Annotated in this window: 10 protein-coding genes; 4 read left to right on the forward strand and 6 right to left on the reverse strand. The window is 40.6% G+C overall.

What is annotated here, in order from left to right; genetic code table 11:
* Nucleotides 1-121: 121 nt before the first annotated feature.
* Together G8782_RS01730 and G8782_RS01735 are read right to left on the reverse strand one after the other, a co-directional pair.
* The gene (locus G8782_RS01730) at nucleotides 122-1,909 is read right to left on the reverse strand and encodes an ABC transporter ATP-binding protein (RefSeq protein WP_172369184.1); all 1,788 of its coding nucleotides are present in this window, start codon (nucleotides 1,907-1,909) and stop codon (nucleotides 122-124) included.
* Nucleotides 1,909-3,663: an ABC transporter transmembrane domain-containing protein gene (locus tag G8782_RS01735; RefSeq protein WP_172369185.1), complete on the reverse strand. Its 1,755-nt coding sequence runs from the start codon at nucleotides 3,661-3,663 to the stop codon at nucleotides 1,909-1,911. The genes G8782_RS01730 and G8782_RS01735 overlap by 1 nt, the downstream gene beginning before the upstream one ends.
* A 249-nt stretch (nucleotides 3,664-3,912) precedes the next feature.
* On the opposite strand from G8782_RS01735, the gene ilvA reads away from it, so the two are divergent.
* Nucleotides 3,913-5,181 (forward strand): threonine ammonia-lyase IlvA, encoded by a 1,269-nt coding sequence (gene ilvA / locus G8782_RS01740; protein WP_172369186.1) that lies wholly within the window; start codon nucleotides 3,913-3,915, stop codon nucleotides 5,179-5,181.
* Nucleotides 5,182-5,377: 196 nt separating this feature from the next.
* On the opposite strand, the gene G8782_RS18440 is transcribed toward ilvA, so the two are convergent.
* From G8782_RS18440 to G8782_RS01755, 4 genes are all read right to left on the reverse strand, one after another.
* The gene (locus G8782_RS18440; protein ID WP_246231519.1) at nucleotides 5,378-5,473 is read right to left on the reverse strand and encodes a putative holin-like toxin; all 96 of its coding nucleotides are present in this window, start codon (nucleotides 5,471-5,473) and stop codon (nucleotides 5,378-5,380) included.
* 164 nt (nucleotides 5,474-5,637) lie between these two features.
* The gene (locus G8782_RS01745; RefSeq protein ID WP_172369187.1) at nucleotides 5,638-6,891 is read right to left on the reverse strand and encodes a Y-family DNA polymerase; all 1,254 of its coding nucleotides are present in this window, start codon (nucleotides 6,889-6,891) and stop codon (nucleotides 5,638-5,640) included.
* 131 nt (nucleotides 6,892-7,022) lie between these two features.
* The gene (locus G8782_RS01750) at nucleotides 7,023-7,769 is read right to left on the reverse strand and encodes a DUF4097 family beta strand repeat-containing protein (RefSeq protein WP_172369188.1); all 747 of its coding nucleotides are present in this window, start codon (nucleotides 7,767-7,769) and stop codon (nucleotides 7,023-7,025) included.
* Between the two features lie 82 nt (nucleotides 7,770-7,851).
* Complete coding sequence (locus G8782_RS01755; RefSeq protein WP_172369189.1) at nucleotides 7,852-8,787, reverse strand: DUF4349 domain-containing protein; 936 nt, start codon at nucleotides 8,785-8,787, stop codon at nucleotides 7,852-7,854.
* A gap of 153 nt (nucleotides 8,788-8,940) precedes the next feature.
* Between G8782_RS01755 and G8782_RS01760 the strand changes: the two genes are divergently transcribed.
* The 3 genes from G8782_RS01760 to G8782_RS01770 all read left to right on the forward strand — a co-directional run bounded on the left by G8782_RS01760 (nucleotide 8,941) and on the right by G8782_RS01770 (nucleotide 12,049).
* Nucleotides 8,941-10,086, forward strand: coding sequence for an SPFH domain-containing protein (locus tag G8782_RS01760; RefSeq protein WP_172369190.1), 1,146 nt, complete (start codon nucleotides 8,941-8,943; stop codon nucleotides 10,084-10,086).
* 21 nt (nucleotides 10,087-10,107) lie between these two features.
* A complete protein-coding gene (locus G8782_RS01765; RefSeq protein ID WP_172369191.1) occupies nucleotides 10,108-11,229 on the forward strand; it encodes a hypothetical protein in 1,122 nt (373 codons plus the stop codon).
* Between the two features lie 169 nt (nucleotides 11,230-11,398).
* Complete coding sequence (locus G8782_RS01770; protein WP_172369192.1) at nucleotides 11,399-12,049, forward strand: hypothetical protein; 651 nt, start codon at nucleotides 11,399-11,401, stop codon at nucleotides 12,047-12,049.
* Nucleotides 12,050-12,113: the final 64 nt, after the last annotated feature.

Here is a 12,113-nt window from a genome sequence, read left to right on the forward strand (position 1 = left end):
TATATCAATCGTAACAAAAATGGAGAAGAATTACGCTAATATTGACTGTGAAAGCTTTGTGACTTATTGATAAAAAAACGACTTACAGGAGTCTTGATAGATTCCTGTAAGTCGATTAATCTTAAATAACATCTTCAATTGTACTATTTTGTAATTCATACATCATGTGATATAGCCCTTTTTGCGAGAGCAGTTCTTGATGTGTTCCTCTCTCAACAATTTCACCTTTATGCAGCACAAGAATAAGTTCCGCATCTTGAATCGTACTCAATCTATGCGCTATTGCAATTGTCGTTCTGCCCTTTCTCATCTTCTCAAGACTCGCTTGAATCGCAACTTCAGTTTCCGTATCAATGTTTGCAGTTGCCTCATCAAGAACAAGAATTTTAGGATTCGTAGCAATCGTACGTGCAAAAGCAACGAGTTGACGTTGCCCGCTTGAGAATGTTGAACCCCGTTCTGTCACTCTGTGCGAGAACTTTCCAGGCAGCTTTTCGATGAAATCATTTGCTCGAACGAATTCCGCCGCGCCTCTCACTTCTTCAGGCGTCATCTCTTTATTGTGCAAACGAATATTGCTTTCGATATCTCCATAGAACATAAAAGGATCTTGTAGGACAAGTCCGGTTTTCTGACGCAATTCTTCTTGTGGATACTCTTTCAATGAAACACCATCGATGAAAATATCTCCGCGCTCATATTCATAAAAGCGCATTAATAAATTGATGATGGAACTTTTCCCGCTACCCGTATGCCCGACGAGCGCAACCGTTTCACCCGCATTCGCTGTAAAGGAAATGTTTTTTAAGACATCCGCTTTTCCATCATACGAAAATGAAACATTGCGGAATTCGATTTTACCATCCCCGATTTCAGCATTTTTCACAATTTGCTGCTCAGGCTCCATATCATTATCATCCATTAACTTAAAAACACGGGAAGCAGAAACAATTGCCTGTTGAAAAATCGAAAGTCGTTGCATCACTTGCTGAACCGGTTGGAATAAACGACCGATTAATGTCGTGAACGCATATAAAATACCTACCTCAACCGGACTATCAAGTGAAATGAACCCGAAGTATCCGAGAACGAATATAATAGCTCCGGTATACAACAAGTCGATAGCCGGACTGAGTAAAATTCCATCGAATTTAATATTCCGCATGCCCGCCCTAAAATGTTTCTCGTTAATTTCATCGAATTCTGCTTCAAGGCGTTGTTCTTGCCTGAATGCTTGAATCATTCCCATACCCGACAAGGATTCCGCGATTTTAGCGTTAAGTTGACTTAATCGCTCACGAAGATCTTGATAAAAGTCTGTACTGTAGCGTCGATAAATGACGACAATCGCTAAAAATAATGGCAATAATAGCAACGATATGAGGGCTAATTTCACGTCAAGCGAAAAGAGCGCGATATAAACCCCGATCAACATAAATACTGCTTGTAAAAATGTAACTATGACACTTACGAACATATCTTTGATCGACTCTGTATCATTTGTCACTCGAGAAACAATGCTTCCCGCGGGTGTTTTATCAAAATAGCGCATCCCGAGTCCATGTACTTTCGAAAAAACATCGATTCGCATTTGTTGAATGATTTTCAGTGCGATGTCTTGAAAACGCATCAATTGGAAATAAGATACGACGACCATAAACAATTGAATGCCAATATAAAGTAATACGATTGCCGTCACTTCACGCTCTGGGAAATTCAATGGCGTCAAATAGTTATCAATGAACCGTTGAATGATTAACGGACCGACGATACCACCCGTGATTGTCATAATTAGTAAGACAAGCGCGATTGTAATACTTGCTTTATGCGGGGCGGTGTAACTTAGCAGCCTTTTTAGAACCTGCCATTGATCCTTTCCCGTTAGCTTAGGTTGTTTTTCTACGGACATTATACTTCGCCCCCCTGTTCGACCATAACCTCTAGTTGCTGTAGCTCGTACATTTCTTTGTATTTTCCGTCCATCGCCAATAATTCTTCATGCGTACCCGCTTCGGCAATCGTTCCTTCATGCATGACGATAATTTTATGCGCATGTTGAATAGCGCTTAAGCGGTGTGATGTAATGATTGTCGTTTCACCCGTACGGTATTGTTTTAAGGCTTCTAATATCGCTTCTTCCGTTTTCGCATCCACCGCGGATAATGAATCATCCAAAATGAGCAACTCCGGTTCCATGATTAATGCACGAGCAATAGATACCCGTTGCTGTTGACCGCCTGACAAGGACACGCCTCTTTCTCCGACAATCGTTTCATATCCTTCCGAAAACCCGAGGATATCATCATGGATTTGTGCCAAACGAGAGGCTTCATAAATCTTCTCTTTTGCGATTTTCGGATTTGTGAATGCGATATTCTCGGCAATGGTCGTTGAAAATAAGAAGTGATCTTGCGGAACATATCCGATAGATTCACGTAAACGCTGCTGCTTGTACTGATTGATTGGATTCCCTCCATAAACGATGCTCCCTTTATAACCTTCAAATTCCCGTAGAAGCAACTTAAGAATAGCCGTTTTACCGGATCCGGTTCTTCCCACAATTCCCATTGTTTCACCTTGTTTCAATGAGAAATGGACATTGTGCAGCGCGAGCGCTTCGTCACTTGGAAATTTAAATTCTTCAATATCGAAATGCAAATCGCCTTCTGGTCTTTTATCAATCGCTCCTGGTAAATCGGTAATTTCCGGCGCGATGGATAATAACTCTGTAATCCGACTATAAGAAGCATTCCCGCGCTCAACGATATTGAATAGAAATCCAAATGCGAGCATCGGCCAGACGAGCAGTCCAAGGTAAGTACTAAAAGCGACCATGTCACCGATGGACATATCCTCGGCGATGATATATTTCGTTCCGAAGTAAAATGATAAAATATAAGATACCGCAAATATTCCAGTAATCGTCGGATCGAATAACGCATCTATTCTAGCAACACGCATATTTTTACCGACTACATCGGTTGATAGATTAGTGAAATCCTCAATATCCTCTTTTTGTTGACCGAATGTTTTAATTACTTTGATGCCCGTTATGCTTTCCTGTGTTTTGTCATTCAAATTGGAAAATGCTTCTTGGGCAAAACGGAATCGTTTACGAAGCAATCTTCCGTAATAACTTGTCAAGAAAATCATGAATGGCAGTGGAATAAGCGCGATTAACGTCAATTTCCAGTTGATCGTGATGGCCATCGTTAAAATAACAAACCCGCCCGTCGAGATGGAATCGACTAGCGTTAGAATACCCATCCCGGCGGTTTGTTGCAGTGCATTAATGTCATTTGTCGCATGAGCCATTAAATCACCGACACGCCTTTTTTGATAGAAAGAAGGAGACATTCTAGTAAAGTGATTGAATAACTTTTCACGCATCGTTCGTGATAAAAGGACGGCTGATCCGAAAATCATGACACGCCAATAAAAACGCGCGAAATACATAAGAATCCCTGCAATCCCCAAGATAATGAGCCATTTGGTTAGACCAGGCGCTGTCAAACGGCCTAGCGTGATGTCATCGACGATAATCCCGATGATTTTTGGCGGCAACAATTGCAAAATGGAAACAAGAACAAGTGCCGCAATCCCCAAAGCATATTGCTTTTTTCGTTGTTTGAAAAACCAACTCAGTTGTAATAAAACCTTCACATGACTCCCCCTGCTTCTCATTAAAATCGAACCTTTTACTAGTTTAGCAAAATTGCGAACAATAGAAAAGGTCCGAGTTATAAATTATCCGGATTCTGAAATACTTTTTTTAAGAATCGTTTCTAGTTTCGTAAATAGATTTACTCTTTTATTTAAATTAAACGAATTAATATTTGTGAATATTTACACATACAATGAAGTTTCATGATATGATTGAGAAATCTTTAATCGATAGCGGAGGGAATACAAATGACAGTAAAACAAAAAGAAGCAAAAAAATTGCATGTGGAAGATATTTTAAAAGCGTATCAGCAATTAAAAGATGTGGTTACGCACACACCTCTACAAAAAAATGAACAGTTATCTGAAAAATATGGTTGCCAAGTATATATAAAAAGAGAAGATTTGCAATATGTTCGTTCATTCAAATTACGCGGCGCTTATTATAAAATCATGAAAGTCGCAAAAATGGCACGTGAAAAAGGAATCGTTTGCGCGAGTGCAGGCAACCATGCCCAAGGCGTCGCCTATGCATGTGCCCATTTAGGAATCGACGGCAAAATTTTCATGCCGCAAACAACGCCAAAACAAAAAGTAAACCAAGTGAAAATGTTCGGCCGAGATCATGTAGAAATTATTTTGACAGGCGATACTTTTGACGACTCTTCCGCCCATGCAACGAAATACGCCACTGACAATGATAGGATTTTCATCCACCCATTTGATGACCTTGATATTATCGCGGGTCAAGGGACTGTCGCTGTCGAAATCATGAATGACATCGAAGAACCAATCGATTATGTCTTTTCCAGCATCGGTGGCGGTGGCCTCCTATCCGGGCTGAGCACGTATATAAAAAATGTTTCGCCCAGTACACGCATGATTGGCGTAGAGCCGGCGGGTGCGGCGAGCATGCAAGCGGCATTTGACAATAAAGGAGCGACAACATTGGAGACAATCAATAAATTTGTTGACGGAGCCGCCGTGCAATGCGTAGGCCAACACACTTATGAAATTTGTAATAAATATGTGACGGACATCATACCTGTTCCAGAAGGTAAAGTTTGTTCAACCATTTTGGAATTGTACAACTTGCATGCGATTATTGCTGAACCGGCTGGAGCTTTGCCGATTGCAGCACTGGATTTTTACAAAGAAGAGATTAAAGGGAAATCGATCGTGTGTGTCATTAGCGGCGGGAATAATGATATCGGCAGAATGCAAGAAATTAAAGAAAAATCTTTGATTTATGAAGGACTTCTCTATTATTTCATCGTTAATTTTCCGCAAAGAGCCGGAGCACTTCGTCAATTCTTGGATGAAGTACTTGGACCGGATGACGATATTACGACATTTGAATACACGAAGAAAAACAACAAAGAAAGCGGTCCGGGACTCGTCGGCATTGAATTGAAAAACAGCGAGGATTATGAAGGGCTTATCGAGCGAATGAACCAATGCGGTTTTGCTTATAAAGAAGTTAACAAAGACAGTACCTTATTTGAGTTGCTCATATAGATTAATTCAAATATACTACACGTCTAGTAATTGCAATACAGGTGACTAACACGTATAATATAATTGAATTAACATACATTAAAAAGGACCGCTTGATGTACCACCATCAAACGGCCTGGTAATAAAATAGTATCGCTTCAAAGGCGATCAGCACGAGGCAGTAAACCGCACTCTCGCTTGGAGGCTCAGAGGCGGTTTACTTTTTTCTTGAAAAAGTATATGACAACGCAATGACCGTTACAATCAGAGTTGAAAATCCAATTGATATGCTCAATGCTTCAAATGTCGTCATTAGCAACACCTCCTCTCCCTTTTCCTGCAGGTAAATGCAAGACTGCTAATCAGGGATTTCAGATGCGCCAACCGCCTATGAACACACACTATTTTATTCCTCTTTCATCATAACACACATACGTTCTCTTCGGGTTATGAAAATAATCTACTTTCTAAATTCTCTTACTTAAAATGTCCACCGATAAGTTTTGCTCGTTCTACGGCCGTTCCCGCTTTCGTGTAGGAAACCGCACGGAGTACGGCATTCGAACCGTATTTATTTCTAAGTGAATCGATTGTCTCCCCAAGCTTACGATTGCGCCACTTCTGTTCATCGAATAAACTCAGTTGCATAGAATGCTCTTCTTCCAAGTTTGTCAGGCTAATGGATAGACGACGTATTGGACGTCCATCATGGAATTCATCTAAGAGCGCCGTACAAAGTCGATAAATTTTCATCGTGTCATTCGTCGCTTCAGCCATCGAACGTGATCGATTAAACCCGCCGCCGAATGCATGCTTTGAATAGGTGGCAGACAAATGGACAGTACGGCCCGCCCGCTTCGCTTCCCTTGCTCGCATCCCGATATCTTCACACATTTCCAGGATGACCGTAAGAATATCTTCTCGTTCGATATAGTCGCGGAATAGCACTTGCCCTTTTCCGTAGCTTATTTGCCCTTCGACAAGCGGTGCGCCCATGTCGGATAAGTCGATGCCGTGTGCGTGGTAATACAGCTGATTGCCCATTACGCCGAATTTCTTTTCGAGTTTTTCAAGGGGTGCATGTGCTAGATCGCCAACGGAAAAAAGTCCCATGCCATTGAGTGTTTTTTCTAGGCGGCTGCCAATCCCCCACATTCGACTTAGCGGAGCGACGGGCCATAATTTTTCAGGTACATCATCATACGTCCATTCCGCAATCCCCGTTTTTTTCGCTTCAAGATCGAGTGCGAGTTTGGAAAGTAGGATGTTTGGACCTATACCAATTGCAGACCGCAGATCAAATTGACTCATAAGATCTTCACGTATGCGGCGGACAATTTTTTCCGAAGGTCCCCATAAACGTTCTGTTCCACTTAAGTCAATAAAACTTTCGTCGACGCTATATGTGTGAATCGCCTCTTTTGGGACGTACCGGTTCAGCAATCGGGTAATTTCCATCGATACATCGAGAAAAAAACCCATCTTCGGTTCGATAAGATGAATTGATGGATCATCCGGTATTTCAAACAATCGATTGCCAGTTTTTATCCCGTATTTTTCTTTTAATGGCGGCGAAGCAGCAAGGACAACTCCGCCTTTTCGGTCCTTATTTCCGACAATCGCGATTGGCGTCTCCATGACATCGAGTCCTTCTATCGCCGCGGCACAACTCGCGTAAAAACTTCGCATGTCAAGGCAAATGATTTTTCGATCTGGCAAATCCTCATACATAATTAACACCTCCGCGGAACACGTGTTCTACAGTTAAGTATAGCCCACTTTTACATCGTTAATCAATGAGAAGTTTTAACAGTGAAGCAAGGAAATAGAAAAAAAGCCGTCATTTGCGTCGGCTTTTTTCATTAATCGCTAAGTGACAAAGAAACATTCCCGACAGCTACCGTCAACTTGACGTTAGGCCCCCCGATTCCAATAGAACCGCCCGCTTCGTTCGGTAGGTTGATCGTTTTATTCCCGACACTGTTGTTTATGTCCGTTTGGAGAGCAAGCGGCGCTTCTTTCGTTTTCACGGCAATATTCCCGACTTCCGTTTTCGCTTGAATGTTATTCGCGATGCTTTGCAAACTAATCGTAATGTCCCCGACCTCCGACTGGGCATTGATCACGCCGCCTATTCCGATTAAGTTGATATTCCCGACGTTTGTAGTTGTTTGCGATTCATTGGCATAGATTGAATCGACATAAATGTTCGCAACATCGGCGTGTACAAGAAGCCGATCATATTGTTTAGTCGGCAACTCTACCAAAATGGTATAACCATCAGATAATTTTCGGAAGGAGAGAAATCTGGATTTTGTTTTCGCTTTTATGATTACTTCGCCGTTTTTTTCTTTTAAAGTCAGCTTGAACTTTTTCGACGGTTTCTTCGTCGTTTTTCCTTCTAGTTGCACTCGTATGTCATGCCCATCATGCGGTGCGATTTGAATGTCGCCTATGTCCGTGGACACATCCACATTTACAATATGATCAGCGGCAATAGATTTGCTTAGCTCATCTTTGGATCCTCCGAATAAGAACAGCAAGAATTTAATCACGATAATAATTCCAATAAGGATAACCGCGATGCGCATGATTTGGTTCAAACTCATTTTGTTTTCCCCTTTATTAGACTTATCGTTAGACCTTACCATTCTATTCACGAATGTCCGATAAAATAGCGGAATTTCAAATTTACTTGACTCGTTTTCGAATAAAGGCTAAATAAACGCCCAAACCAATCAAAAGTAAAAGAATGAAAATCGGCAAATTTCCAATGATGAAAACGATTAAACCTGAAGCAGCTGCAAGTAAAAAGTTCGTGCTCGTCGCAAGTTGTTTTTTCGTTTTATCCCAAGTATCCAAGTCTTTATTATCTAGGCCAGGTACAATAACGCGATTTTCAAACATCGAAATTTCAACTGTCGAATAAGATGTTTGGTTTTCTAAATAATTCATTTTCCCGACAATTACTTCAATCTCTTCTTGGATGATGGCTAGATCAGATGATATTTTCAATAAATCCGCCGTCTTTTCCGCATCGCCCATAAAATCAAGCAATCTCGCCTCAACGGCACGTTTTGATTTAACTCTTGATTTCAAATCAACGTATTCTTCTGTCACATCTTGACCGGTTACCGTGCGTCCTAGAATTTCAGCCGCTTCTCCTTCAGTAGCTGTCAAAAACTTTTGGAAATGTTTTTCTGGAATTCGAACTGTGATGTTTCCGCTAACCGATTCATCGTCATCCCGGTATATGTTAGACTCCACGATGTATCCGCCGTATTCATTTACTTTTTTCTCTATATTTTGCTCGGCTTTATCAAAGTCTTTTACATTCAGTTGCAGTTGTGCTTGGTGAATAATCATCCGATTCGTTGAAGTTTCGCTAACTACTTTTCCATCGTCTGTTTCGCTTTCTGTTTCAGCATCTGCAGCGGACTCGTCGCGCTCTGCCTCTGAACTATCCTGGTCGACAGCCATATCATTTGAAAGAGATGATTCAGTGGATGATTCATATTTCCCTGCCGATTCCCCCTTATCTTCTTTCATTGAATCATTAGAGCTACAAGCTGTCATAAAGATAAAAACACTGGCTATTAACCACGGCCGCAAAACTTTTTTCTTCATGGATTTCCCTCCTCGTCTCATTAATGAAGTAGACGGTAAATTTCAGAAATAGTTACAACCTCCTAAAAATGAAACCAAAAATAGATTTGAACGTATTATGATATAATGACATTAGCTTATTTATGAATGGAAACTACTAGGAGGGCGAAGAATATGGGACTTTTCGGATTCTTTAAAAGTCAATTTATAGAAGTTATCGAATGGACAGACAGTAATACAAATACAATGGTTTACAGATTTCCGGTTCAAAATAATGAAATTAAAATGGGTGCGGAATTAACTGTCAGGGAATCGCAAGTGGCAATCTTTGTAAATGAAGGTGAAATTGCCGATGTGTTTGGTCCAGGCAGGCATCAATTATGGACGCAAAACATGCCGATTTTAACGAAGTTGAAGTCGTGGAAAACCGGTTTTAACTCTCCGTTTAAAGCAGAGGTATACTTTGTAAATACGAAACAATTCGTTAATCAAAAATGGGGTACGTCGAATCCGATTATGATGAGAGATCCCGAATTCGGGATGATTCGTTTACGAGGATATGGCATCTATTCTTATCGCGTTTCAGAACCGACTGTCTTTTTGAAAGAATTATTCGGAACGAATGCTTCATATGATACGAGCAGCATTGAAAATCAGTTAAAAAAGATGATCATCTCCGGTCTGACGGATCTATTTGCAGAATCAAAAATCGCCGCTCTAGATTTGGCCATGTTCTATGACGAGTTAAGTACACAAGGTAAAGAAAAAATGCAAGAGCGCTTCAGCGCGTTTGGATTTGAAATCACTTCCCTGTACATCGAAAACTTGTCATTGCCAAAAGAAGTCGAAGAAGCAATGGACAAACGAACGTCCATGGGCGTTCTCGGGAACCTTGGACAATATCAGCAATACCAAGCGGCTGAAGCACTTCGGGACGCTGCGAAAAATGAAGGCGGCGGACTGGCAGGAGCAGGTGCCGGACTCGGAGCAGGTGCTGCACTTGGCGGCGTCATGGCAAATGCATTTTCAGGCAATCAACAACAAAATGCAGCGCAATCATCAACTCCGGGGTCCGAGAAAATAAATTGTCCGCATTGTGATGCGCTAGTCAATAAAAACGCTAAATTCTGCGGGGAATGCGGTAAAGCAGTGCAAAAGAAAAAGGTTCCATGCGTGAATTGTAAAACGGAAATAAATGAAGATGCAAAGTTCTGCGGAGAATGCGGAGCAAACCAACTTTCCAAAAAAACTTGCGAAAAATGCGGGAAAGAAAATAATCCGAATTCGAAGTTTTGCGGGGAATGCGGAGAAACGCTATAACAGTGAAGAAGAGGTGAGCTCGTGACAAGCTTGGAAAACAACGAACAGCCAGAATCAGTAAAGATTGAACAAACAGAAGTAAATCAATGCTCTTCTTGTGGCGGGAATACAGTTTTTGACCCTTCTAGCGGAGCTCTTAAATGCCCTTTTTGCGGAAATGAAAAAGAAATTGAAAAAACACAAGAAAATGCAATTGAACATAGCTTTTTACAAGCGCTAGAAAAAGATGACCATAGTTGGGATGATGAAAAACGCGTTTTTAAATGTGAGAACTGCGGTGCGGAAACGGTATTAGATAAAGACAAAGTAGCTGATTTTTGCACATTTTGCGGCTCGTCTCACATATCTACAAGTGAAAATCATGCGGGGATTAAACCCGCGTTAGTCCTTCCCTTTCAAGTGCCGCAAGAGGAAGCGATCGAGAAATTCAAAGGTTGGATCAATAAGCGTTATTTCGCTCCTTCTTCACTGAAAAAGTCTTATCAATTAAGTAAAATTACCGGGGCCTATCTTCCCTATTGGACATTCGACTCGAAAACGCGTTCAAACTTTGTCGTTCGGATCGGTACCTATTATTATGTCATGGTCACTAGGACAGTCGTTGAAGACGGGAAAACTAGGCAAGTAACTGAACAAGTGCGGAAAATTAGATGGAGGACAGAGCACGGCCGGTACAATGAGTTTTTTGATGATGTACTAGTAAAAGCCTCGCGGAATGTTGCCAGCGATCTTATTCATAAAATCGAACCTTTTCAATTGAACGCCCTGGTTGACTATAAATCTCAGTTTCTATCCGGATTCTTGGCGGAAAGATATTCAATTCCGTTGAAAGAAGGTTGGAATGGTGCCAAAGCGATTATTGACAGGCGGATTACAAATGGAATCGAACGACAAGTTCATGGAGACGTTGTGCAAGTTGTAAGCGTCTCTACCAATTACGATAACATTACGTATAAGCATATTTTATTGCCCATCTGGATTTCATCGTTTCATTTCAATAATAAGGTTTACCGATTCTTAGTGAACGGGCAGACCGGAAAAGTCAGTGGAAACGCTCCAATAAGTGCTCTGAAAGTAACGATTGTCTCGTTAGTCGCTATTATGATTATTGCTATTATTGTTATTTCCTTTGGTGGTCAATGATTAGGCAAGGAGAAATGGTCTGGAGGTCGCCCTCTTGACCATTTTCTTATTTCAAAGAATGGTTAGCGCCCTATTCGGTAAAATACGTTTGTACAGGTCTTTATAGTAGAAAATGATATAGTTGAGAGGAAGCATAACTATTTTTCATGCAAGATTAGGAGAGAATTCGATGGATAGAAAAGAAAAACAATTAATTGATTACTACTACAAAAAGTTTTCCGAAAGAAGTTTTGATGAAAAAGATGTGTATAGTTTTTTAATGGTTATTAAAGAAGATACGAGCGATATTAAAGTAATTAAAGAACTTGCAGATTTCATTGCACATAGAGAGAAAAGTACAGGTTACGCAAAGGAATACCTGGATGAATGTAAAGAAATCATTAATAATCTAGGAAAAGAAAAGAACCGTAGAAAAATCGAGAATATCTTCTCATTTAAAGAAATCAGAAACGGTTTCAATGCTTTATTTCAAATACTTGGCTTCGAAAAGTTACCATTAGACATCATCAATGATTTTATTATCTGCATTATTTCATTACTGCAGGACGTAAAAATCGTTTCTGGAAGCTTAAACAAAGAAGTCGGGCATCTAAGCTTTGCTGCTTCTAGCAAAGAGCTATTTTTGATGGGCAATATGACGATTCGTAACCAAGGTCGATTTATGCCCGTTACATTTCCTGTATTATCCGTAAAAAATATATACGAAGAAATAACACCCCAAGATAAAAATGATACGCCCTATCTCTTTGATCATGAACTCATTGAAGTGATAAATATAAACCAAAAGTTGGCCATAACGTTTCCTGAAATGAAAGCCTAAATAATAATGAAACCAGCCGTGAGGAAGAATGCAGTTCAATTCTTCTCCGATGATTAATCGGCTG

Origin of the sequence: Sporosarcina jiandibaonis (assembly GCF_013184495.1) — a bacterium.
In the GTDB taxonomy this organism is placed as follows: domain Bacteria; phylum Bacillota; class Bacilli; order Bacillales_A; family Planococcaceae; genus Sporosarcina; species Sporosarcina jiandibaonis.

Excerpts from the sequence above, each read along its gene's own strand:
- G8782_RS01750 (WP_172369188.1), bottom strand. The coding sequence starts at position 7,769 with ATGAGTTTGAACCAAATCATGCGCATCGCGGTTATCCTTATTGGAATT.
- G8782_RS01760 (WP_172369190.1), top strand. The coding sequence starts at position 8,941 with ATGGGACTTTTCGGATTCTTTAAAAGTCAATTTATAGAAGTTATCGAA.
- G8782_RS18440 (WP_246231519.1), bottom strand. The coding sequence starts at position 5,473 with ATGACGACATTTGAAGCATTGAGCATATCAATTGGATTTTCAACTCTG.
- ilvA (WP_172369186.1), top strand. The coding sequence starts at position 3,913 with ATGACAGTAAAACAAAAAGAAGCAAAAAAATTGCATGTGGAAGATATT.
- G8782_RS01770 (WP_172369192.1), top strand. The coding sequence starts at position 11,399 with ATGGATAGAAAAGAAAAACAATTAATTGATTACTACTACAAAAAGTTT.
- G8782_RS01730 (WP_172369184.1), bottom strand. The coding sequence starts at position 1,909 with ATGTCCGTAGAAAAACAACCTAAGCTAACGGGAAAGGATCAATGGCAG.
- G8782_RS01745 (WP_172369187.1), bottom strand. The coding sequence starts at position 6,891 with ATGTATGAGGATTTGCCAGATCGAAAAATCATTTGCCTTGACATGCGA.
- G8782_RS01755 (WP_172369189.1), bottom strand. The coding sequence starts at position 8,787 with ATGAAGAAAAAAGTTTTGCGGCCGTGGTTAATAGCCAGTGTTTTTATC.